This window comes from Lysinibacillus sp. LZ02, from assembly GCF_050613145.1.
GTDB lineage: Bacteria > Bacillota > Bacilli > Bacillales_A > Planococcaceae > Lysinibacillus_B.
Map to the genome: position 1 here is coordinate 2,622,934 of NZ_CP192507.1, position 24,096 is coordinate 2,647,029.

Consider the following 24,096-nt stretch of genomic DNA (forward strand, 5'->3'; position numbering starts at 1 on the left):
TTAGTTAATACTCTATTTTATTGTTGTTTTAATTGCTTGCCATTTTTCATATGCTACCGCCTCATCTAATGTACTCATTAAACGGTAATTTTCATGGTCTAGAATACGATAATGCTTACTTAAGAGATTTTGCTGCAGGCGATGTCCCTCGTATTCCTCAATATTTTTCCACCATATGTAACCACCCATTGTCTTTTCTTTTGGAATAATAATCACATCATGAGCCGTTAATTCAATCACTTCCATCGGATCGCCGCCCACTCGATTTTGCAAGATTAAGCTATTGCGAAATAACGCACAAATTGCAATAGTGACGGTCCAATTCGCTACCATGCGTTCTTTTTCAATCTGGACAAGCGTTTTTTTCGAAATGCCTAATAGTTCAGCCATTTTTTCCTGTGTATAGCCATTTTCTGTCCGAATAAGCTTTAAACTTTCAGAAGCAATCTGAATCAACTGATCTCGATCCATTTGTAACACCTCGTGTATTTTTACACTTATTATAAATCATTTTGACTCTTTACCCATAAAAAACTTCACAAAACACTTGAGGAAATAGCTACTTGTTAATGCTCTCTAATAAGCCATTCTGTAATGAAAAGTATTCAACGGAAATACGCTTCCCATTGAATACTCATTCAAAAATGCTGTATAGCGTAATTTCAAGAAATCTCTACCTTTCCAAATCAAACATCCCAAGTTCAATTGCATATTGCTCTCCTGCATTAATATCATACTGAATCATTCGATAGTCATTTAGTAGCTCTTGAACGATTGCTGGCAATTCATCTTCGTAAACAAACATTTCATCTGTTAGCAAGAAATACTCTCCCCACCTCATCACAGGTACTGTTTTTTGCAGCTCAAACATAAGTGCATAATACGGTGTTAGTTCCACATTCAACTGTTCAAGTACAATGGGGCTAATCATATTCGGACTAACGATTGGATTGTCTACTATTTCCGCTTCAAAATTGCTATAAATAAAATAATCTGTCTCATAAAATACTACATTTTCTTGTTCGCTATCTTCATCAAAGCCTTCGAACACATCTGGCGGCAAATGATCACCAAAAAATACGACAGTAACCGGTTTATCCATTGTTTCAATTTCTTCGATAAATTGCTTTGTAGCCATATCTGTATAGTTTAAGCCTTGAACATATGTTTCAATGCGCGATTTCTCTTGTTCATTTAGCTCATTTAATACTTCAAAATGATTGTTATATTTATTTTCATCATAAGGACTATGATTTTGCATCGTCGTTAATAAAATAAACAAATTCCCCTCTGTATCCTTACGAACAATATCTAACACTTCCTCATACGCGGATGCATCACTAATATACGTACTATTGTCCAATGTTTCTTTATAGGAAAGATCCACATTGCCCCCTTCATAAATGAATGAATCGAATCCAAACTGCTCAAACACATCTTTCCTTCTATAAAGGCTTGCATTATACGAATGAACAGCTATTTTTTGATGAAATAAATTAGTAAAGCTTGGTGCTTCATGTAAATTCGGCACTAATAATGTGTATGGAATGAGTAGCGACGGGTGAAAAAAATTGGTGCTAAATGCTGTTAACACTTCGTATTCAACATTTGCTGTACCCCCACCGTAATTAGCACCTAATAGTAAGCCTGAAGTCGTTTCATTGAGCAAAGATCTAATAAAAGGAATGGGGTCATCTGATAGTTCTAATCCAGGTATTCTCAGGGGGTCCGTAAAACTTTCACTTAACACAAAGATTACGGTATGATCTTCTAATGTTCCTGTGTCGCAGTTCATTTGTATTGCTTTCTCTTTATATTTTTCAACAATATCGCTTACTGCTTCATAAGAATAGTCTTCAGGAAGCTCTTCCATTACTTGGATATCTAAATTTTTGATAAACCCCGCTATAGGACCATTCGAGCTATAATCCTCCTTTAAATCCCAATAACTATCTGTAATGCCGAAAGAAGTAGCGATGACTTTATAAGGGTTATTAGCGTGATTACTATTTAGAAAACTGTAAAATACGAAACATAACAGCAGGGATACGAGAAGCCTCTGCTTCCCTGTATGGACTGGCTTAGATTTGAAGCGGTTGAGGAGAAAAAAAGCAGCGATTAGCAATAAGATAGCACCGATACTCACAATTATATGCACTTTATTAATCATTTGGATAATATGGTTTATTTCGAAGATCATCGTAAAATCACTCGGTAAAAGGGGTTCACTTCTATAATTTAGCTTTAAATAATTGGCAATGGAGAAAAGAAGCGTTGTACTAAGCAGCAAAAATGAAGCATATGTTTTCCGATTAACGATTACAAGAAATGCTAAATATAAAAAGTACAACAAAATGATATCGAAAACATAATTATGCCAATACTGTTGTGTATAATACACTACATCTTGAAACTGAAATTGACATTGAAAATAAATTAAAATACATTGAGCAAGGAATAATATAGCCATTGTGAAACAACCATTTTTCAGCTTACGCATAAAAGCATATTGTCCACCTAAATATTTCTTACGGTTTATCATACTAAAAACCTCTTTACATTTTTTGTTTTATTTTATTTGAAATTTCAGTTATTACATAGACAATAGTGGAAAATATGAATGTTATATTTTCATAATATCTTTCACCATTTATAAACATAAATTTAAGAAAAGAGGTTGTAATTACTGTTAGGACATTGTAGTTATATAAGTTCATTTTAATGTTCTAGCATAACGATTGACTTTAAAAATCAGCCTATTTTTGCTTATACCGGGGGTTTTGACCGGATGCAGCGGCTTTTTGACCGTTTACCGTGGGCTTTTGCTCGGATACACGTTTGTTTTGTTTGTGCCGAGTTGTTTTGACCGTTTCTGAAAGGCTTTTGCTCGATTTCTTTATGTAACATGATCCAGACATCCACATGATTCATTTTAATGAGCAGGGGTAAACATATTTTCTCTTCCTTTATAGTAGGTGGTTGCGAAGCATAGGGGTTACAATATGAACGCTACAAATGTCGACAGTTTTAAGATGATTTATATAGTACTTTTCCGGTTCAACAATAACTCTAAAAATTTCTCTTTACATCTTTCCACTTTTCGATATAGTATTTTTTATTATCAAACTAAGCATAGCTTTTTCTCCTGTTACATTTTATTTATACAAAGTCTTTTGTCTCACCTTATCGTAATGGATTAATCTCAAAAGAGAATCGAGGAATCACGATGGCGAAAAAACCGACACTGATTTTAATGGCCAGCTTTGCAGGATTGATTTTATTAGGAGCCTGTTTATTGAAGCTTCCGTTTGCGACTACCGCGCCTATTTCATGGGTTGATACATTCTTTACAGCAACATCTGCCGTTTGTGTAACGGGGCTTGTCGTCATGGATACAGCAGATAGCTTTACTATGTTCGGTGAAATAGTGATACTTACACTCATTCAGCTTGGCGGGCTTGGGTTTATGACCGTCTCTTCTTTTTTATTATTGTTTTTTAAGCGGAGAATTTCCTTAAAAGATAAGCTTATTTTGCAGGAGTCTTTTAATGCCTACTCCATCGAGCAAGCGTTATATTTATTAAAGCGGATTGTCATGTATACACTCATCATTGAGTTGATTGGTGCCGTTATTTTAGCAATTCGTTTTTCATTTGATATGCCGGTTACAAAAGCAATTTATTATGGTATTTTTCATGCTATTTCTATGTTCAACAATGCGGGCTTTGACCTATTTGGCGGTTTTTCGAGCTTAACAAGTTACCAAAATGATATTGTAGTCGTTTTTACAGTCTGTTCGCTTATTTTATTTGGCGGACTTGGCTTTATTGTCATTGACGAGCTACGCCACTTTCGAAAAGGAAAGCGTCTTTCTTTATACAGCAAAGTCATTTTATCTATGACGGCTTTTCTTGTAATTGGCGGAACAATAGCGGTTTGGTTTTTTGAAACAAGACATGGTGGTGCCCTTGTCAATGCGACATTGAAAGAGCAATTTTTAGGGGCTTTCTTTCACAGTGTAACCCCTCGGACAGCCGGAGCAAATACATTACCAATGAATGAGCTAACTATTCCAACTTTACTCATGACGATTGTTTTTATGTTTATTGGCGGTGGTTCTGGTTCTACTGCAGGGGGAGTAAAAATCGCGACAATCACGCTGCTCGGTGCAGTTATTTGGAGTCAATTACGTGGTTCAACTGAAACGGTATTATGGAAACGGACCATTTCCAATACGCTTGTTCTAAGAGCTTTTACGCTCGTTAGCTGTAGCGCTCTGTGGGTTTTTTTAACTACGATTGTACTCGCTATGACAACGAAGGGCTATACGATGATGACCTATTTGTTTGAAGCAACAAGTGCCTTTGGAACAGTGGGACTATCGCTTGGTCTGACACCTATGTTGTCTCCAGCAAGTGATATCATGATTATGCTGACGATGTTTCTTGGAAGACTCGGTACCTTGACGATTTTATATGTACTGCTCGCCCGTCCAGCGAATCGATTCCGCTATCCAAATGAGGATTTGATGATCGGTTAGTGTAGTAACCTACGTGTTGTCATATTTTTAAATAACGTAACTAGTATTGTTGCAAACTGATAGCTGCTTACTCTTTGAATGCTAAACCATTCTCCTGTAAAGCAGCTTTCAGTTTAGGTAACGAAGATGGACCTATACCGTGTAATTGCAAAATCTCTTTTTCACTATATTTGGATAGCTCTTGCAAGGATGTAATCTCATTCAATTGCAACGCTCGTCTTGCTGGTGCCGCAAGTAACGCAAGAAAGCCTGTGGTAGGTTTTCGCTCCTTTTCACAAGTCGGACAGGTTGGACAATCCGAGCTTTTATAATACACATGTCCCTTATTACATATTATTTTACTCTTTTCTGAAGTGACCATTTTAACAATCCACCTTCCTTTCATTCAAATATAGCATAGCCATTTCTCCTAGAACTTTTCATTATTATACTATTCCATAATTTTTAACATAGAGTATCAACACTTTACACTTAGCTGTTTTTAACTAGGTATCTTTACCATTTATTTTAGAAATATATAGACAAAAAACACTACCTATGACCTATCATTCTTTTTTCTTATTCCTTTTTTTACTTTATATGTGTATATTAGTAACGTTGTTAAAATTTATGATTGGAGAGAAGCAATGACATTTTCAGAGAAAGATTTAGTAACTAGTAAGGAAAAGATTTATTTTGCCATTTTATGCGTCGTTAGTGCGCTTGTTTATATTGTGGCAGCAATATCCATCATCGGTATGATTGTCATCTTGTTCCTATTCCTTTTCTACTGGTTCATACATAATCTAGCAATTGTTAATATTCGAAAAAACGGTGTCAAACTAAATGAGCAACAGTTTCCTCATTTTTATGAACAGGCGAAAGACATCGCACAACGCATGAATCTGACACAGGTACCAGATATTTATGTCATGCAATCGGGAGGTATTTTAAACGCCTTTGCAACAAAATTCGGCTTAAAAAACATGGTTGTATTATATGCAGATGTTTTTTCATTAATAGATGAACAAGGTCAAGAAGAAGTGCACTTTATCTTAGCACATGAATTTGCGCATATAAAACGCAAACATGTAGGACTAGGCTGGCTGTTAATGCCAGGCTTACTCGTGCCGTTTTTAAGCAATGCGTATTCACGTGCCTGTGAATTTACATGTGACCGCTACGGTGCCTATTACAGTCAGTCCCATGAAGCAGCAAAAAATGCACTAGTAATGCTAGCGATTGGACCTCAATTATATAAGCAAGTAGATCAAGTAACATTTATGAAGCAAATCGAAACAGAATCAGGCATGTTTAGCTGGATGGATGAAATGCTGTCCACACATCCCAATTTACCAAAACGTGTCCATGCTATTAGTGGCTTCTTCCAGGCTGATCAGACACCTGTTATAAAATCTTCTTATAAAGGAGTTATCCTCGGAATCGTTGGCTTAATTTTGCTCACTATTTTATTCTTCATTGGTATTTGGTGGACGCTTAATACGGTTTCTCGACTAGAAGATGAGCTACTATTAGAAGATAATTTTCTATTAGAAGATGATAGCATGAGTGAAGATTTTTACTATACGTATGACACAGCAAGTATGAATGATTTAATGCTTGCGGTTGTAGACTCAGATTTCAATGCTGTCCAACAATATGCAACAGATGAACATGTACTAAACGAAGTAAACGATGAAGGGTATACCGCACTTCATCTTGCCGTAATGGAGAGCAATCACGAAATCGCTTCTTATCTATTAGAACAAGGGACAGACCCAAATACAATAGACATGTATGAATTCACACCATTAATTGAAGCTGCTTCGTACGGAGATTCGGAAATGGTAGAACTGCTGTTAACACACGGGGCAGATAAAACAATGCAAGATTCTAGCGGCTATGACGCCTATCAATATGCGATGGATTATGGCTATTTCGATATCGCACAATACATTGAAAACTACTAAGAAAAGCGCAAGCGCCCTCTCTAGCGCCGATATGCGTTGGAGATAGGCTCACAGTGTACTTGCACACGAAACGAAGAGACTTTCGAAACGTCACGAGGGGCTGGAGCTAGACACGCTTTCAATTTGAAAAAGTTTATACTTTCTTATCTTTTCAAAAAAACGGTAGACAAAGCATTAGCTTTGTCTACCGTTTTTTATATTTCTACGAACAAATCTTTATAAATTCACAAATGCTTCTGATGCATCCAGATTTACCTTAATCACACCAGATTCATATAGCCAATTCGCTGTTTTATCCCATGCCTCTTGCTCCTGGTGGCCAAACTTCACACCCTCATCCTCCATTAATGGTAAAAGGATGTTTAAGCTTTCTTTTTCAACATCCATATCTAATGGGAAGCTCTCATTTTCATGGTTAAACAGTACCTCTAGCCCTGCAGCTGGATCTTTCTTCACATCCTCATGACCTTTTGTCACAGCTTGCCAAAATTTCGTGATTTGCTCTTTTTTCTTTTCGAATGTTTCCTCACCTGCTACAACTACTAACTCATAGCTATTTGGAACACCATAGTCATCTAATTTTAGTAAATCGATGTTGTAACCTTCTTTTTCAAGTAATACCATTTCATGATTAATATACGCTCCGACAACAGCATCCACTTGATTCGTTGCTAATGATGGCATTAAGTCCCAACCAACATCTGTCATTTTTACTTGTTGTGCATCACCACCATCATTGGCAACCATTGAAGCGACAATTGCTTCACTTACTGTTGTTGATGGATAGCCTACTCTTTTTCCTTCTAAATCCTTCGGCGATTGGATACCACTTTCTTCTTTGTACATAATGGCATCTAGTGAATGTCTTACTAGTGCTGCAACTGATACAACAGGTATATCCTCAGCACGTGAAACTAATAGTTGTGATTGATAGCTAATTGCTAAATCTACTTTCCCTGTAGCCGCTAGCTTTAAAGGATCATTTGTATCAGCTGGCATTTTAATTTCCACATCTAGACCTGCATCTTCGAAATAGCCTTTTTCTTTCGCAACATAAATCGCGGAATGAACGGCATTTGGATACCAATCTAACATAATACTAATCTCTTCTAAATCCTTTGTTCCTTGTTCACTGTCCTTATCGGAACAGCCTGCCATAATCATGGCAAAACTTGCTAGTAATAGTGTCCATACATAAAGTTTCTTCATATTTAATTATACTCCTTCTACTTGTTTTTCCATCGTAATACACGTTGTTCAATTATAGCAACAATCGCAAATAGCACGATTCCTAATACAGTTAAAATGGCGATGGCTGCAAATACACCTTCTGCATTTAAATTACCTGACATTCGTCTACTATAATAGCCCAGCCCTTCACTCGCTCCGAGCCACTCTCCAATTGTTGCACCGACTAAAGCGTAAACAATCGCTAGCTTTAATGCTGAAAAGAATGACGGTAGCGCCATTGGAATTTGTAGTTTACAAAAAATATGCCAACGAGTGGCGCCCATTGACCGGAATAAGTCTACATACTCCCGATCTGTTGCCTTCAAGCCATCGTAAGTGCCCACTACTATAGGGAAAAATGAAATCAAAATCGTAACCGCGACCTTACTCCAAATCTCATAACCAAACCACAAAATAAAGATGGGCGATAACGCAATGATCGGAATCATTTGCGAGATGAGAACAGCTGGATAAAGCATTTTTTCGATCGTTTTGGAATAAAACATACTGACTGCTAGTAAAACACCGCCCACTACTGCAATGACAAATCCAATCGTAAATTCTAATAATGTAACCGGAAGATGCTCTAAAAAGAGCGGCTGCCAATTCTCAATAATGAGCATTAATACACCAGTTGGCGCTGGAATAATAAACGCCGGAACCATTTCAGCACGTACCGCCCACTCAACAGCTAGTAAAATTGTGCAGCTAAACACAAGAAATAAATAATACGTTTTAAACCAATTTTTAATAGTGTTCATGAGCAATCTTTCTCTCTACGTTTTTTCTTAAAGTCACAAATTCCATCTCATGTAACATATCTGGTTGACGTGGGCGTTTTAACGGGACAGGAATCTCTTCAACCGTTTTGTCTGCATGTAGTAATAAAATGCGATCACTTAAATAGCATGCCTCGTCCAAATCATGGGTAATAAATAATACCGTTTTATTAAGCTCCTGCCAAATGGACAGTAACCACGCTTGCATATCCTTTTTCGTAAAAGCATCCAACGCACCAAAAGGCTCATCCAGTAACAGCACGTCCTCCCCTATTAACAGCGCCCGTAAAAAGGCTACTCTTTGCCTCATCCCACCAGATAATTGCTGGGGAAGCGCATTTTCATATGCCAATAGGCCCGCACGTTCCAGCCATTGTCTTGCCTCTTCCTTCGTATAGCTTTGGTCTTTTTTCACTTCTGATGGCAGCATCATATTGTCCAAAACTGTTCGCCATGGTAGCAATAAATCACGCTGTGGCATATAGCCAACATCGCCAAGCTTGATGGGACGTCCATGAATAGTAATTTCTCCTTCATCCGGCTGCAAAAGACCTGTAATTAATTTCAAAATGGTGCTCTTTCCCGTACCACTTTTTCCTATTAATGAAACGAACTCGCCCGATTTAATTTCTAAATGAAGATTAGAAATCACTGTCTGTTTCTCATAGGAATACGATACATTTTTCAATCTGAGTGTCATATTTGTCCTACCAACTCCACAAAATCAATTCTGCCTCGGCGTAATTGTATCCGTCAAAGGCTTTCCCTTCTTTTAGCTTGTGTTTGAACACTTGCTAAAAGAAGTTAAATTGGCCAATCACGTTTGAAATAGTTCATATCCCAAAATAAATATTCATACTTCGATGTAATTTGGAAATGCTTTTCAAGTACAGCTAGCTCTCGTTCTGGCTTTCCATCAGCAAGCTCGTCCATTAAATCGATTAACCATTTCGTTCCTTGTGCAAATTCCTCGGAGTCATACGTTTCAATCCATTTCGCATAACGGTTAGATGCTAATTGATCCCCGTATTGCTTTCTTAATAATTTACCAATTTCCCAATAATCCCATGCACAAGGAAGAAGACTCGCCACAACCTCTGCCAGACTACCATTTTGAGCAACATTTAACATATAATTCGTATAAGCCAAGTTATCTGGTGTTGGCTTAGTCTGCTCAAGCTCTTCTCGTGTAATACCAAATTCAGCCGCAAATTGACGATGCAGCTCCATTTCAAAATGGAGTGTATCATGCAAAACTTTTGAAAATTTGTTCATCATATCTAAATTATGTGCTTTCGTTACACCTACTGCAAATAGCTTCGCATAATCAATTAAATACACATAATCCTGCTTCATATACTGAATGAATTTTTCCTCAGCTAATGTACCTTGTCCTAGCTCCTGTACAAATGGGTGCTGATGGTTCTTCTCCCAAATGGGTTGTACATTTTTATAAAGCCTATTTGTAAACTTCGTCATTTTAATTCCTCCTAAGCTTAATACTATTAGAAAGACACATCTCGCTCAAAATAGGGAGAGGTGATGTCGCATCTTTACGGATATTTCGCTGTCCACTAAAAAACCGCTTCCCATATGGAAAGCGGTTATAAAAAGCATAAAGCTCTTTATTACCTACTTTCCTACGCTAGCATGAACTAGATCAGGTGCAAAGGGTACAATCTCAGCCAATACGGCGCCCCTAGTAGTGTGTTATTCATATAAAGTTAAAAACCCCACTCACAAAGCGATGAGTGGGGAGAATAAGTCCTTCTTATCCTACGACAACCACTTTCCTACGCTAGCGTGAACTAGTACAGGTTCAAAGGGTTTAGAACAATTGTTCAATCTCAGCCTTCAAGTAAGACTCCCCTAGTGTGTTCTAATTACTATTTATAACAATAACATGAATTCACTAAAAGGCAAGACAAGATTTTTTTGACAATGCTTTCCGCGGACTTGGCGTCAGTCCATAACTATAAACTTAAACGTCATATCATCGCCTCTGCCCTTCTCCAAAAGTGCATACTTCTGCACGTTCTAAAAACGAAGTCCCCTTATGTTGAAGTACACCCTTCCCCCACTTTCAATCATTGCTTCCCAACAAAAACTAATCAATTTATGTACTTTAACATTTATTCTCTCGACCAGTCACTATACAATAAATACCACATACAGTGCTTTTTCAACCACTTACATTTAGTTTGCGAAAAGAGCGTTTACCACCTGCTACACTAGAGACAGAAAGGAGCTTTTCAATGAAAGTCCAACTAACAGTTCATGAACAATATAAGGAAATTGAGGTGCATGTGTTTACGGATGCTTATACAAATGAAGTCGAACAGCTCATGAAAACACTAAAATCCCCAAAAACTTCTATGGTCGACGGCTATAATGCAACAGAAATTCGCATGTTGAAATTAGATGATATTTTCACAATTTATGTGGAGGATGCGAAAGTGTATTTTCAAACAGCGGAAGAGGAATTTGAATCAAAGCGTAAATTATATGAGCTTGAAGCATTACTTGAATCGAGCTTTGTCAAAGTCAATAAATCCACACTCGTGAATTTATCGAAAATTGTATCTATTCAAATAGGCATCGTATCTACCCCGCAGCTCGTACTAGACAACGAAACAACGATACATATTAGTCGAAAGTACTTTAAGCTACTAAAAGAAAAATTAATGATGGGGAGAGAAAACGGATGACATACTTGAGAAGCTGCTTATTAGGTGTATTAATCTCACTAAGTACATCTTATATTATTTTAACGTTAAGTATCTTTACTGAAAATCGTTCTATTTCCGGTGACGAGCTACTCCATCAGTTACTCATTGCCATTGTCATGGGGATTATCATCGGTCTTGCCACTACGATTTATGTATCGGACAAACTCTCTTTTACTGTTGCGACAATTATTCATTTTACGATCGTTACATTAGTCGTCATGTCCGCAGGGATCGTTGGTCAATGGTTTGATCTCAATGAACCAAGCTCCATCATGAAAGTATTTATAAATGAAGTCATTGCCTACCTCATTATTTGGGGCATTATTTATATTTTAATGAAACGAGAAGTAGAACAATTAAATACATTAATTCAAGAAAGAAGGCGAGCGGATGAACAGTATAGAAGTAAATAATTTGCGCAAAAAATATGGCAACCACGAAGCCGTAAAAGGCATATCATTTTCTGTCAAAAAAGGGGCGTTGTTTGCATTTTTAGGCACAAATGGCGCAGGCAAATCAACGACAATTGAAATATTATGCACGCTTACTCAAAAGACAGCTGGTGAAGTGACAATCGCAGGACATTCTCTAACAAATCGTGATGCGATTCGCAAAGAGATCGGGGTTGTATTTCAACAAAGTATTTTAGATAGTCAACTATCAGTTTATGAAAATATTATGCACAGGGGGAACATGTACAATTTAACAAAAACTACCTTACAAGAAAACTATGCTTTCGTATCGCACTATTTACAATTAGCAGATATCGAACATAAAAAGTATGGTCGTTTGTCAGGTGGTCAAAAGCGCCGCGCAGATATTGCCCGTGCCCTCATCCATAAACCGAGCATTTTATTTCTGGACGAACCAACAACTGGACTTGATCCCAAAACACGTATTTTCGTTTGGGAAGCGATTAAAAAGCTGCAACAAGAAACCGATATGACGATTTTTTTAACGACACATTATATGGAGGAAGCAGCGGTAGCAGATGATATCGTTATCATTAAGCAAGGGGAAATTGTCGCACAAGGTACGCCACATGCGTTAAAAGATCAGTATGCATTCGACCAAATGACATTACTATTTAAAGATCAAACGGCAGGCGAACAATATTTGCAAAACCAAAACCTCGCGTTCCATGAAAAAAACAGCGTGTATTATGTACGTGTTCGTTCCACAATGGATGCCCTGCATATTTTAAAGGAACTAGAAGAAAACTTAGCGTCATTTGAAGTCATCAAAGGTTCCTTAGACGATGTATTTATTCACATTAATGAAGAAGGAGTTGCGATATGAGTGCTATATTTAATCTAATCAACCGCCACAATAAAGTATATCGCCGCGATAAACTGCTTGTTTTATTTTCTTTTTTATCTGTATTAATTGTGATTACTTTATATGCCGTGTTTCTACAAAAATTACAAGTGGATGCCATTGAAGAAATCGTCCCCGCTTCTTCTGAGATTACAACACTTGTCAATGAATGGATGATAGCTGGACTTTTATCCATCGTGACCGTTACAACAACCCTTGCGGCATTCGGCATCTACATTCGAGATTTAGAAACAAAGGGATTGGCTGATTTCTTGACCGCCCCTACTTCTCGCGCAGCGTTGCAATTAAGCTATGTTGCAAATACTTGGATGATCGGGTTTATTTTATCCGTTATAGCATTTATTTTATGTGAACTGTTTATTGTTGCAACAGGTGGTCATATCGTGGATGCTGTAACATTTATTGAAATCATCGGCATCATCGCATTATCCGTATCCCTTAGTAGCATGTTTAACTTATTTTTCACATTACTCGTTTCTACACAAACCGCTTTTTCAACACTGAACACGATTATCGGAACAGCAATCGGCTTCCTATGCGGCGTATATGTACCGATGGGATCATTACCAAATGCGGTACAAAACGTCATCATGTTGTTTCCGATTAGCCATTCAACCGTATTATTCCGGGAAAAATTAATGGTCGATTCGTTAGATAACGTATTTTCAGGTACTCCAGAAGCACTGGCACAATATAAAAAGAATTTCGGTGTGGTATATGAATGGAACAATACTCTTTTATCAACAAGTGTGAGCTATATCGTGATTATCGGTTCGACCATTGCACTAGCAACAATCTCCCTTCTGATCTTTAAACTAAAAAATAAATAAGAAAAGCACAAGCGACCTCGAGCGGTGTGCTCCTGCCGCTTACGCTTTCGTCGCAAAATAAATTTTGGCGCGAATGCCTAAGTACCCTTTCAATTAGAAAAAGTTTATACTTTCTTATTTTTGAACAAAGGTGCCCCGTACTTCAGCATTAACTTTTATAGACGTATCGGGGTTTTTTACGCGAGTTTCTTATGGTTTTACGCGGGTTTGGGGCTGTTTTACGCGACTTTCCTGCACTTTTACGCGGGTTCGAAGCACTTTTACGCGACTTTCCTATTTTATTTTGTATTTACTTCCTCATTTTGAATCGACTTTCTCAAAATGTCTTTTCAGACGACCCCTTCTCTCCTATTTTTCAAACGAAACGGTATTAGTCGAGCTAGCAAAATGCCTAGCACTACGCCATATGCAATGTGCGCTACTAACCACAAACCAAATGATGGGAACGACAAAAGCGGTGGCGTCCGATCCGATAACGTAGTTGTTGGATAAAGCGCTATCGCAATGACTATATTCACAATAACTGTAAATGAAATGAGTTGTTTCCTTGTAAAGGACTTTTTCCAAGCAATCCATACGATGACATACGCTAAAATCACAGCAATTATAAGATGAAACGTAAACTCCACCCACCCTGGAAATGTGTACTCTTTTAAAATGGGAATATAGTCCACATTCATCAATAATGTATAGATTTTATAGCCCGTCACATATTGCATCCATTTCATTAACAACCCTAGAAATATACCTGCGATGATACTGTAAACAAGCGTATGGAAGATGAAGCGTGACATTTAACCCCCTCCAACATATAAGTACATCTGTCGTGATTTTTGTAGGCATGATTCATATGAAAAGTTCATACCAATCCAACTAGTCTATAAAGCTATGAAAATACATTGTATCTACAAATTACGTGCAGTGTTATATAGATTTTCGGCAGTAGTGGATACTTGATGAATTTCATGATCGATTATTTCTACGCCATTTATGAGCTGTTTAAGCTCTGCGGCTATGAGTTGAATCGCCTTTTCATTATGCTCGACTTCTTGTAAAATGTGGTCAAACTCGCCCTGTGCATCATAAGATACCGTTTGACTTTCTGCGGTAGCCGTTTTTACTTCTTTTAAAGAAGAGCTGACATGTAGCGATAAACGGGAGGTTGTGTTGACAAGTTCAGCTATATGGGCAACCGATTGCTTCGATTGTTCTGCTAGCTTACGGACTTCCTGCGCCACAACTGCAAAACCTTTGCCGTATTCACCTGCTCTTGCGGCCTCAATGGATGCATTGAGGGCAAGTAAATTCGTTTGATCTGCAATGGACTGAACAATCGCTAACACATCGTAAATTTTTTGAGAAGAAGTTGCTAACTCATTTGCTACGGCAGTCATATCATCCATTTTCGTAACCATTTGTGCAATTTGCTGTTCTAGTTGTTTCATATAACTACTTCCTTGCACTGCACGAGCTGAAACATTTTTCACGGTTTCCACATTGTTTGTAATATTTTGATTCAGTGTAGCAGTTGAACACTGTATGTTGTCCATTTGATTCGTTGTTTCATCTGTTAGCCGCGCTAAATCTTCACTAATCGATGAAATGCTGCCCTTTAACTCCTCTTTCACAACTGTATATTGCACATCAATTAAACGACGGTTTTCACGCTCATACTCTTCTAATACAATTTGCATCTCAAAATTGATCCACTTGGACACAACCGTTACAATTTGCAAGGCTTCCACCTGAACAGTAGGCTCCTCGACTAAAATGCGGACCATGATTTCTTGCATCTGTTGAAACGTTCCCATATACCATTTCGGGTCTAACCCCATTTTAAAATGGATGCGTGCTAAATGACGTTTTCGTTCTATGACTTCTTCATTTAATCGACCATCAAACATTGAAATCGTATGTTCACCAACAACCGCTTTTAGCTTTGACACACTACTGCGCGATTCAATGAGTTGCTTTAACTCCGGTACTTCCAGGATCTTATCATAAAATACATTTGTAATTTCATTAACATGTTGCTTGATTGTTGACTGAAATGACATGAGTGTTTTGAAATCTTCATCTGTTAAATTAATTAAATTCAATTGCTTTTGAATTACACCTAATTCTTTTTTATCAATTAAAGGCTGAAAATGATCCAAATTGTTTACTCGTTGTTGTTTCTTCATAAAGAGACCAAACATACCATCATCTTCCTTCATTTAGAATATGATTTTATTATAAAATGAAAAAAAACATTGTCAAATAATTAGACACTAAAGTTAGACAAAAATGAGACAGGAAAATTGAATATTTTTTATATTCCGTGTATTATACGTATAAAAACTTGGAAATGGAGGCAAACAATTTGTCTAACTTCACTGAGAAAATGTTATCCATCCAACAAGTATCATTAATCACTGGTTTATCCAAACCGGTCATCCGTAAATGGGAAGACCGTTATCATACCGTTACACCGAAAAGATTACATAACGGTCGTCGTGTTTATACAGATAGAGATGTTCAAATACTGCTAACTGTTCGTAAGCTTGTCGATGAGGGGCTGACAATTCAACAAGCAACAGCACAAGCTCATTATGAGACCCCACAATTATCTACAATTGAATCATGCGCACCAACGATTCATAATGAATACTGCTTACGTTTACTTGAATATGGCTCAACTTGTGATGTAATTGGAATTAAACGTGTTTTACAAGAGGCACACCATAAGCTTGGTATCGAACGTTTTTTAGACGAAGTTGTCGTTCCTCTAATGTTCGAGATTGGTGTGAGATGGGAAAAAGAGAGGTGGAATCCTTTTCAAGAGAGCGTTTCTTCCACCGTTATTCGAGATTATTTAGTCGGTCTCAGGAATGACATGCATATGCCAGATGATGCCCCGTTGTTGATTGGTGCTTGTTTGCCTGGTGAATCCCATGATTTACCACTCTGTATTTTGTTGCTCCAGGCGCAAATGCATGGATATCGTGTTTATTTAATTTCAAGCTCACCTGCACCGGGGGCAATTGAACAGCTGATTATTTATTTTAATCCGAAAGTGGTGTTACTTTCTGCTATGAGTGAGTTACCATTTACAACCTATCCCGATGTACTACCAGCACTTGATGTATTTGCAGCTGATCACAGTGAAGTTCATATGTTTATCGGTGGAAGTGGCACAAAAGAGTATTTAAAAACTCACACTTTACATACAATTCGTTATATTAATGATTTACAAGATATATTAAACGAGGTGGAAATATGACATGTAAAAACTGTATTGTCGGCTCTGTCCAATTCCAAGTAAAATTAACTGGGGAGAAAAATGAAGCACTCATTCCCCTACTAACTGAGCATTTAATGCGCTTAGGTTATGATGTCGTAGAAAAAGATAACTATCTTGTCGTATGTGAAGAAGCGATGCATGAACTGACTGATTTTTGTGGAGATTTCGGAGATACGTCAAATATTACGTTTACTGTTGATGAAGATTGGTTACCATTATCTGAAGTAAACCATGTATTTCAAGCTTCATGGGTAGATGCAATTATTAAACAAAATCGAATCATCTGTTATTCGCAACCAATCGTTCAGGCAGATGAAACAATTTTTGGACATGAAGTGTTAGCACGCTTCATAGGAGAAAACGGTGAAATCCTATCACCTTATCCTGTTTTTCAAGCAGCTAAATTACGTGGTCGCTTATATGCGCTAGACCGCGCATGCCGCTTAACAGCTGTTCGTTATGGAAAGTTTTTATCAGGGAAAATCTTTATTAATTTTATCCCTACATCGATTTATGCACCTGAATTTTGTTTACGTTCCACAGAACGATTAGCTCGCCAATTAAACATCGAACCAAAACGGTTCATTTTTGAAGTAGTCGAGACAGAACAAGTGAACGATCTTCCACATTTGAAACGGATTTTAGCCTATTATCGTGAAAAAGGTTTTGAATACGCGCTAGACGATGTAGGCGAAGGCTTTAGTACAGCTGACTTACTAGCAGATTTGCAACCACACTATATGAAACTAGATCGTAAATTCGTAGACGGTGTAGCGAATGATCCTTACTTACAATCCGTCGCTCAATTCTTTTTAGAAAAAGCAAACGAAATTGGTGCAACCCCTCTAGCTGAAGGCATCGAAACAAGACAAGACTATTTATATTTAAAAGGGCTTGGCTATCAATTATTTCAAGGCTACTTATTTAGTAAACCTAGTGAAGTACCAATTACAGAAATTGATTGGAAAGCTATTTCATAAGCAACATTGATACCCATCCTTCATATTTTCATGAGGGTGGGTATTTTATATATTGAATTTAATTTTCACAAAAGTACTTCTATTTCATTTTAGATAATTTCCACCCTAGAATACTTAACATCAGCGGATTAAAAAATCATAAAAAACTATTTTCTTCTTTATTAGGATGTTATAGTAATTTCTTCATCAAAATTGGTTGAATCCACCCTTTATTTACATATAGAATATTTATTGATAGCTAAAATAAGCATAGAGGAGTAACTATGGAATTCATACGTTCTAATTCTACTAGCCACAAAAATACGAAAGAAGCGGTAAAAAATGTTACAAGCGAGTTACATACAGAACCGAAGTTAGTCTTATTTTTCGCCAGCACAAAATACTCATTTGAAGAAGTTACTATGGCATTTAAAGAACATTATCCAAACAGTGAGGTAGTTGGTTTAACGACAACAGGAGAAATTGGTCCAACCGGCTTTTTTGAAGGCGGCATCGTAGCACTCAGCTTTTCAAAAGAATTTGGCAAAATTCGCTCTGTATTGATGAAAGATATTTCAAAGTACCCTATTTTCTATCGTAATGACTTGATTGCTGCAGCGAAAGACATCGGCATTAATCCTAATAGTTCATCTCCTGAACAAGAAGGAGTAGGAATTGTATTTCCAAACGGACTAATTGCAGCAGAAGAGAAAATGCTTTCAATTGTAAATTCAATTTTCACGCGGGAAGGTTTTCCGATATTCGGTGGGACTGCGGGGGATGATACGAAGTTCGTTGAGACATTTGTTAGCTTAAACGGAGAGATTTCTAATAAGGGCGGCATCGCTATTTTTATGAAACCGACTGTGGACTTTGTCATAATGAAAGAAAATATTTTCAAAAGTACGGGCAAATTAATGCGTGTTACGAAAGCAAATACGGAAGAACGGATTGTCTATGAAATGAACGGAAGAAAAGCTACAGCCGTTTATGCTGATTTGTTAGGGGTAAAAGAGAGTGAATTAACGCAGTATTTTATGTCCAATCCGGTAGGTAGAAGATTTAATAATGAAATTTTTATAGCATCACCATTTCAAGTTCTTCCGAATGGAGCGATTCAGTTTTATTGTCAAGTTTTTCAAGATTCGATTGTGGAAATTTTAGAGCCTATGGACCCGGTTGAAACGTTACAGCAAACGTTGGCGAATTTCACATCACAATTTTCACAATTAGAAGGTGTACTAGCTTGTAACTGTATTCTAAGAAAACTACAATTCCAAAGTCAGAGAATTTTTCCTGAGTTAAATCGAGAGCTTACTAAATTGCCAAATCTAGGCGGATTTTGTAGCTATGGCGAACAATTAAATAAATCGCTGATTAACCAAACTCTTGTACTCTTGGGCTTTGGGAAGAAACGATAGGAGAATACAAGATGCTTAAGAAATTTTTCAAACAAAACCACATTCACTCCACACAGATACAACAAGAAATTGATACGTTAACAGCTCAAGAAAGAGAAGCTATTCTTTTAGGCTTGCATGATTTAATTGACCTATTAAAAGTGTCCAATGAAAAAAACTACAAAGGTGATAGTATATTCATTGAACGCATTACGGAAATAAAACAGACAATGGAAGACGATCGTAAATCACTCGTTTCCTCTCATGAAAATATTCAACACATTATTAAAGAAACAGAAAACATACACAGTATTACGAATGAAGTGGAAAAGCAAGCAGAGCAAAATATTCAACTCGTAGCAGAAGGAAACAAAAACATGGATCAGCTCGATTCACAAATGGATCGTGTAAAAGAAGTATTTGTGAATTTTGAACAATCGATTAATGAAGTTCAACAAGAAACAAAAGAAATTATCATAATTACTCAAATGATTGAAGATATTTCTGGACAAACGAACTTACTTGCGCTTAATGCCTCTATAGAAGCGGCACGAGCAGGTGAACATGGCAAGGGCTTTGCCGTCGTAGCAGAAGAAGTACGGAAGTTAGCGGATCAAAGTAAACGAGCTTTAGTTGAAATCAATACAAAAGTAACTGATATTGTCGATAAAGTAGCCGTACTTTCAAAGGATATGGCTGAAAAAACGTTAGATATTGATAGAACACAAGAAATGACTCGCTATACAAGAGAGTTTATTGAAAAAATCGCCTCATCTGAGCAAGAGTTATTTACTAATATGTCCGGGATTAAAATTGCAACAGATCGAACAGTCGATGAAATTATTTCTTTCAGCAAAGAATTAGAAGGCATTGTCCAATCTTCAGAAGCATCTACACTCAAAATCGAGGGTTTATATCGATTTTCTCAAGATAAATTTTTCAATGCGACAGAAATGGCTTCTTTTATCACACAATCGAAATATTTGATAGAAGCACTGGACAAAGAAAAGTTATAAGGGAAATAGAATTCATTTAGTCTAGTTCAGCTATATATTGCCAAGGGGACTGACTGAAAGCGGTCCCTTTTTTATTTCTAAAAAAAAAAAGCAGTATAAAACTGCCTTTTTAACAGATAAAAATAGGAGCTCCCCGTGTTGGAAAGCTCCTATTCTCCCTTTAGTCTAACAATTCATTCGCTAATTTTTTACGACTAATCATAAAGCCTTGTACAACAAACGTACCTACAACCGCAAGTATAAATCCACTGCTGACAAGCACTAACAGGCGAACATCAAAGATTATTGGGCTACCCTTATCAATGAGCGCAAGCAATTCAGTTAATAACACACCAATGAGGCATCCAACTGCTAATCCATATACAATAAACGATAGCACTTGTGTTAAAATCAATTTCATGAGTCCGTTTGGTGACAGGCCGACTAAACGTTGAATCGCATAATCGCTTCGCTTACTATAAATCGTGTGTAGCAATGTTTGAATTACCCCAAGGCATGTCGCTACAATTAACACAACCATCACACTAACAAACAAACTCCAGCGCTGATAAAACATTTTGTTGTACTCTTCAATACTCGTTTGTTCATCCTTTATCGTAAGAGCTGGCCACTCACTTTTAATAAACGCGAGCTCTTGTAAGGTTTGTTCGATGTCTGTTGTTTGTACCATGACTTCTTGCACTAAAATATGCTCATCAATTGGTATGACAGAGGACCAATCAATAAAAAAGTCTGCATAAAAAGAAGAATCCGGTACTACTGCTAATACCTCAAGTGAACCTACAGGTGTATAATCCTCTATTTCCCAATCAAAATATTGAAGGTCAACCTGATCCCCCATACTTAAATCATTGTGCGCCGCAAACTGCTCAGTAACAAAAATGCCTCGTGTAAGGTCACCTTGGACTACAGGTAACTTTCCTATATCCATTAACTGCTGTAAATCAACCATTTGAACAGCTGGATATTCTTCTGTAGCACCTTCATTCATCAAAGCCTTTACTTGTAACCAATTACTTTTTGCATATACCGCATCAACAGAAGGTAGCGATTTAATTTCATCTACAACATCTAGTGTAAACGTTGCATCGTATATCTCATTTTTAAGAATGATAGGTGTTTCAAAGGTTCTCTCTAAATATTCACGCCCACTTTGCTGTCCCGTTTTAAACAACGTTGTACCAAATACTAAAATGACCATTAGCCCAATAATACTTAAAATAATCGGCATGTTTTTTCGAATCTGTGGCATTAGTTGCTGGCAAGCTAAGTACGCCTCTTTCCCAAAAATAACGCGGACTGGTCGCAATAAAGCTTTTAAAATTGCACTAAATACAAAGGGCATACTGTACAGTGCCAATAAACATATCATTAGTGCACCGATTAAAATGAGTAAGGCACCATCTCCGCCCCCTTGACCTGCTATTCCGTTTAGCATACATAGTAAGGCAACAATAAAGACAAAGCTCATAATAGCTAGCTTTCCTTTTGTCCACTTTAATGTCGTTTCTGCATTTTCACTTGCAATTTGCATCGGCAATAAGCGCATACTTTTTTGAACTTGCCACTGTGATGCCATATATAATATCACTGAAATGCCTATCCCAATACATAGAACAAGCCATACGGGTATATCTGTTTTCGCAGCAGGCAGCTGCATTTTTTCAATCATTAATGGGAGCCACTGATCCATAAGCACGACATTTAAACACGTCCCCAAGATGGCACCTACTCCAATAATCATAACGAGTTGTAGTTGTACAATCTTCCCTACCTGTTCGCTCGTTGCTCCAAGTGAACGTAGTACCATTAGTTGCCCTTTTATTTTGTAAAAAACAAGCTGGAACGTAGAGAGTAAAAGCATCGCTGTAATCAATAAAACAAACACAGATAATACGATCATAAAAATAGCAAGTGCTTGGAAATTCGCTTTCACGACTTCATATTCGCTCGTTATATCGACTCTTAACGTGCGATCAATTTGTTGAAAGTTCATTGTTAGCGTCATATAATCTGTATTTCCATCTGTTTGAATGAGCGTAAATAATCCCGCTACGTCTTTTTCTGTAGTCGGAAGCCACTTTTTTACTGTTGCATTCGGTAAAATGACCATCTGGAATTCTGAAGCGCCTAATAAAGGGGGTAACACTTCCTTAATGGTATACGCTTCAAATTCAAGTTCAATTGTATCACCAACTGATTTATCAAACATGTCCGCTATGTTTTGCGAAATAATGACTTCCCCTTCTACAAGGTCTTCTGTAAAATGATAGCGACTTTTGACAAGGTTATCATTTTCAACGCCCATCGTATAGACACTTGGTAGTACACCTTCTACATTCGTATGAGCTAATAAAATAGGTGACAGCTCGGTTACTCCATCTATTTGTGAAAATTCCTGTAATGTATCATTCGTTAGAAACATTTTCTGTTCAGGATTATAACCAACAAGCATATCGGCATCGCCAAAAATCGCATACATTTCTTCTTCCATTTGGGCATGGGCATTCCAAATATAGACGCTCATTGTCATAAGCAAACAAATAGAAACCGATATAATACCGATGCTTGTCAGCACTTGTGTAGACGCTGCTCGAAATAATTTTAGAGCAATTGCTTTTAGGTTAAACATTAGTGCTCACCTCTTGAAATGACCTTAAACTTAGCAACAATCGCATCTAAATCCTCTGCTGTTTTTTGATTTTGATAGCTATCCACGATCGCCCCGTCGTGGAAAAACAGCACGCGATTTGCATAGGTCGCTACATATGGGTCGTGTGTCACAAGTAAAATAGTTTGCTCCATATTCTCTTGCAATGACACAAGTAGCTGCAAAATGTCATCGGTCGTATTGACATCTAGTGCTCCGGTTGGCTCATCGGCAAGTAAAATGGGCGGATTCGTAATAATCGCCCGGCCAATCGCCACTCGCTGCTTTTGTCCCCCCGACAACTCATGTGGCCTATGCTTTCGCCATTTGTCTATATGTAGCTGTTTCATCACTTGCTCTACCCGCGCTTTAATCTCCTTACTCGGTACATCATTTAAAATAAGGGGCAACGCAATATTATCTTCCACATTTAAATCTTGCAGTAAGTGGAATGATTGAAACACAAAGCCGATATTTTCCTTTCGAAATTTTGATGCATTGGGCTCTTTATAAATATCGTTTGCTTCCTCCCCAAACAATAAAATTTTCCCTTCTGTCGGTGCATCAATCGCACTAATCATATTTAAAAAGGTACTTTTCCCGGAGCCGCTCGTGCCCATAATCGCCACCATTTCACCGTGATAAATCGTACAATGAATATTTTTTAACGCATTAACCGTATGCTCTTTTTGCTTAAATACTTTCGATATCCCCTCTACTCTTAACACTTCTGTTAACCGCTGCGTCGGAATCGGAATTTTATCAATGACTGTCTTCAACGGATTGAACCCATTCATCTATGTACGCCCCCTTTAACTGTTGTCTCAAAGCTTGTAACCCTCGTCGAATATGTGTTTTCACCGTACCTTCTGGACATTCCAAAATGGCTGAAATTTGCTTGACGGAATAGTCTTGATAAAACCGGAGTAACAACACTGTTTTATACCTTTCCTCTAATCCGCACAGTGCCTGCCACAAATCAAGCTCCTCTTCAATATGACTAGCAGATGTTCCTTCTAGTAAATCTAGTTCAGCTGGTTCGATCATATCTTCTCGTTTCTTTTTCGCTATGTATGTTTTGCTACAATTAATCACTATGCGCGTCATCCATGTTGTAAAATACTGTTGCTCTTTTAGCCGCTGAATTCCTTCATAAGCTCGTATCATTGATTGCTGTAAAATATCAACAGCGTCATTTTCATTTTGCACATACACAAAGGCAATGCGGTACAGCTGCCCTTGTAATGGCTCGATTAGTTCATAAAACGCTTCCTCGTCCCCTTCTTGGGCAAGCTGGACTAAATTGATGTGCTTTGTAACGATATGAAACGCCCCCTTCCATCCATTAGACTCCTACAAATGACATTTCGATTCAAATATTTTACATTTTTAA

Annotated in this window: 22 protein-coding genes and 2 riboswitches; of the genes, 10 read left to right on the forward strand and 12 right to left on the reverse strand. The window is 37.4% G+C overall.

Annotated features, from left to right (window positions below):
• Window positions 1–12 precede the first annotated feature (12 nt).
• Entirely contained in the window at window positions 13–471 is a 459-nt protein-coding gene (locus ACQQ2I_RS12875) for a helix-turn-helix transcriptional regulator (RefSeq protein WP_431027199.1), read from the reverse strand.
• A gap of 202 nt (window positions 472–673) precedes the next feature.
• Complete coding sequence (locus tag ACQQ2I_RS12880) at window positions 674–2,542, reverse strand: LTA synthase family protein (protein WP_431027200.1); 1,869 nt, start codon at window positions 2,540–2,542, stop codon at window positions 674–676.
• Window positions 2,543–3,226: 684 nt separating this feature from the next.
• Here ACQQ2I_RS12880 and ACQQ2I_RS12885 point away from each other — a divergent pair.
• On the forward strand, window positions 3,227–4,540 hold the full coding sequence (locus ACQQ2I_RS12885) for a TrkH family potassium uptake protein (protein WP_431027201.1): 1,314 nt from the start codon (window positions 3,227–3,229) through the stop codon (window positions 4,538–4,540).
• A gap of 67 nt (window positions 4,541–4,607) precedes the next feature.
• Here ACQQ2I_RS12885 and ACQQ2I_RS12890 read toward each other — a convergent pair whose 3' ends face one another.
• Complete coding sequence (locus ACQQ2I_RS12890; RefSeq protein ID WP_431027202.1) at window positions 4,608–4,901, reverse strand: hypothetical protein; 294 nt, start codon at window positions 4,899–4,901, stop codon at window positions 4,608–4,610.
• Window positions 4,902–5,166: 265 nt separating this feature from the next.
• On the opposite strand from ACQQ2I_RS12890, the gene ACQQ2I_RS12895 reads away from it, so the two are divergent.
• Complete coding sequence (locus ACQQ2I_RS12895; protein WP_431027203.1) at window positions 5,167–6,489, forward strand: M48 family metallopeptidase; 1,323 nt, start codon at window positions 5,167–5,169, stop codon at window positions 6,487–6,489.
• Between the two features lie 216 nt (window positions 6,490–6,705).
• Here the strand turns inward: ACQQ2I_RS12895 and ACQQ2I_RS12900 are convergent, their stop codons facing one another.
• From ACQQ2I_RS12900 to tenA, 4 genes are all read right to left on the reverse strand, one after another.
• Window positions 6,706–7,698, reverse strand: coding sequence for an ABC transporter substrate-binding protein (locus tag ACQQ2I_RS12900; protein WP_431027204.1), 993 nt, complete (start codon window positions 7,696–7,698; stop codon window positions 6,706–6,708).
• 17 nt (window positions 7,699–7,715) lie between these two features.
• Window positions 7,716–8,480 (reverse strand): ABC transporter permease, encoded by a 765-nt coding sequence (locus ACQQ2I_RS12905; RefSeq protein WP_431027205.1) that lies wholly within the window; start codon window positions 8,478–8,480, stop codon window positions 7,716–7,718.
• Window positions 8,467–9,198, reverse strand: coding sequence for an ABC transporter ATP-binding protein (locus tag ACQQ2I_RS12910; protein WP_431027206.1), 732 nt, complete (start codon window positions 9,196–9,198; stop codon window positions 8,467–8,469). The genes ACQQ2I_RS12905 and ACQQ2I_RS12910 overlap by 14 nt, the downstream gene beginning before the upstream one ends.
• A gap of 104 nt (window positions 9,199–9,302) precedes the next feature.
• Complete coding sequence (gene tenA, locus ACQQ2I_RS12915; protein WP_431027207.1) at window positions 9,303–9,977, reverse strand: thiaminase II; 675 nt, start codon at window positions 9,975–9,977, stop codon at window positions 9,303–9,305.
• A 141-nt stretch (window positions 9,978–10,118) separates the two neighbouring features.
• A riboswitch (TPP riboswitch) is annotated at window positions 10,119–10,209 on the reverse strand.
• A 62-nt stretch (window positions 10,210–10,271) separates the two neighbouring features.
• Window positions 10,272–10,379, reverse strand: a riboswitch (TPP riboswitch).
• A 374-nt stretch (window positions 10,380–10,753) separates the two neighbouring features.
• Here tenA and ACQQ2I_RS12920 point away from each other — a divergent pair.
• From ACQQ2I_RS12920 to ACQQ2I_RS12935, 4 genes are read left to right on the forward strand one after another with little or no spacing between them, the layout of a single operon-like run.
• Complete coding sequence (locus ACQQ2I_RS12920) at window positions 10,754–11,206, forward strand: LytTR family DNA-binding domain-containing protein (protein WP_431027208.1); 453 nt, start codon at window positions 10,754–10,756, stop codon at window positions 11,204–11,206.
• Window positions 11,203–11,640, forward strand: a complete 438-nt coding sequence (locus ACQQ2I_RS12925; protein WP_431027209.1) for a DUF3021 domain-containing protein — start codon at window positions 11,203–11,205, stop codon at window positions 11,638–11,640. The genes ACQQ2I_RS12920 and ACQQ2I_RS12925 overlap by 4 nt, the downstream gene beginning before the upstream one ends.
• Entirely contained in the window at window positions 11,618–12,526 is a 909-nt protein-coding gene (locus tag ACQQ2I_RS12930; RefSeq protein WP_431027210.1) for an ATP-binding cassette domain-containing protein, read from the forward strand. The genes ACQQ2I_RS12925 and ACQQ2I_RS12930 overlap by 23 nt, the downstream gene beginning before the upstream one ends.
• Window positions 12,523–13,395 carry an ABC transporter permease gene (locus ACQQ2I_RS12935; protein WP_431027211.1) on the forward strand — a complete coding sequence of 291 codons (873 nt, stop codon included), beginning with the start codon at window positions 12,523–12,525 and terminating at the stop codon, window positions 13,393–13,395. Before ACQQ2I_RS12930 ends, ACQQ2I_RS12935 begins: the two co-directional genes overlap by 4 nt.
• Before the next feature lie 329 nt (window positions 13,396–13,724).
• Here ACQQ2I_RS12935 and ACQQ2I_RS12940 read toward each other — a convergent pair whose 3' ends face one another.
• Both ACQQ2I_RS12940 and ACQQ2I_RS12945 read right to left on the reverse strand, forming a co-directional pair.
• Window positions 13,725–14,189, reverse strand: a complete 465-nt coding sequence (locus ACQQ2I_RS12940; RefSeq protein ID WP_431027212.1) for a hypothetical protein — start codon at window positions 14,187–14,189, stop codon at window positions 13,725–13,727.
• Window positions 14,190–14,300: 111 nt separating this feature from the next.
• Window positions 14,301–15,593, reverse strand: a complete 1,293-nt coding sequence (locus ACQQ2I_RS12945) for a protoglobin domain-containing protein (protein ID WP_431027213.1) — start codon at window positions 15,591–15,593, stop codon at window positions 14,301–14,303.
• A gap of 164 nt (window positions 15,594–15,757) precedes the next feature.
• Here ACQQ2I_RS12945 and ACQQ2I_RS12950 point away from each other — a divergent pair, with 164 nt between their 5' ends.
• The 4 genes from ACQQ2I_RS12950 to ACQQ2I_RS12965 all read left to right on the forward strand — a co-directional run bounded on the left by ACQQ2I_RS12950 (window position 15,758) and on the right by ACQQ2I_RS12965 (window position 20,053).
• Complete coding sequence (locus ACQQ2I_RS12950) at window positions 15,758–16,657, forward strand: MerR family transcriptional regulator (protein WP_431027214.1); 900 nt, start codon at window positions 15,758–15,760, stop codon at window positions 16,655–16,657.
• The gene (locus ACQQ2I_RS12955; RefSeq protein WP_431027215.1) at window positions 16,654–17,658 is read left to right on the forward strand and encodes an EAL domain-containing protein; all 1,005 of its coding nucleotides are present in this window, start codon (window positions 16,654–16,656) and stop codon (window positions 17,656–17,658) included. Before ACQQ2I_RS12950 ends, ACQQ2I_RS12955 begins: the two co-directional genes overlap by 4 nt.
• Before the next feature lie 263 nt (window positions 17,659–17,921).
• The gene (locus ACQQ2I_RS12960) at window positions 17,922–19,058 is read left to right on the forward strand and encodes an FIST signal transduction protein (RefSeq protein ID WP_431027216.1); all 1,137 of its coding nucleotides are present in this window, start codon (window positions 17,922–17,924) and stop codon (window positions 19,056–19,058) included.
• An 11-nt stretch (window positions 19,059–19,069) separates the two neighbouring features.
• A complete protein-coding gene (locus tag ACQQ2I_RS12965; protein ID WP_431027217.1) occupies window positions 19,070–20,053 on the forward strand; it encodes a methyl-accepting chemotaxis protein in 984 nt (327 codons plus the stop codon).
• 160 nt (window positions 20,054–20,213) lie between these two features.
• Here the strand turns inward: ACQQ2I_RS12965 and ACQQ2I_RS12970 are convergent, their stop codons facing one another.
• The 3 genes from ACQQ2I_RS12970 to ACQQ2I_RS12980 are packed head-to-tail and all read right to left on the reverse strand — an operon-like array spanning window position 20,214 to window position 24,026.
• The gene (locus ACQQ2I_RS12970) at window positions 20,214–22,685 is read right to left on the reverse strand and encodes an ABC transporter permease (RefSeq protein WP_431027218.1); all 2,472 of its coding nucleotides are present in this window, start codon (window positions 22,683–22,685) and stop codon (window positions 20,214–20,216) included.
• Window positions 22,685–23,500 (reverse strand): ABC transporter ATP-binding protein, encoded by an 816-nt coding sequence (locus ACQQ2I_RS12975; RefSeq protein ID WP_431027219.1) that lies wholly within the window; start codon window positions 23,498–23,500, stop codon window positions 22,685–22,687. The genes ACQQ2I_RS12970 and ACQQ2I_RS12975 overlap by 1 nt, the downstream gene beginning before the upstream one ends.
• The gene (locus ACQQ2I_RS12980) at window positions 23,466–24,026 is read right to left on the reverse strand and encodes a sigma-70 family RNA polymerase sigma factor (RefSeq protein WP_431030514.1); all 561 of its coding nucleotides are present in this window, start codon (window positions 24,024–24,026) and stop codon (window positions 23,466–23,468) included. Before ACQQ2I_RS12980 ends, ACQQ2I_RS12975 begins: the two co-directional genes overlap by 35 nt.
• Window positions 24,027–24,096: the final 70 nt, after the last annotated feature.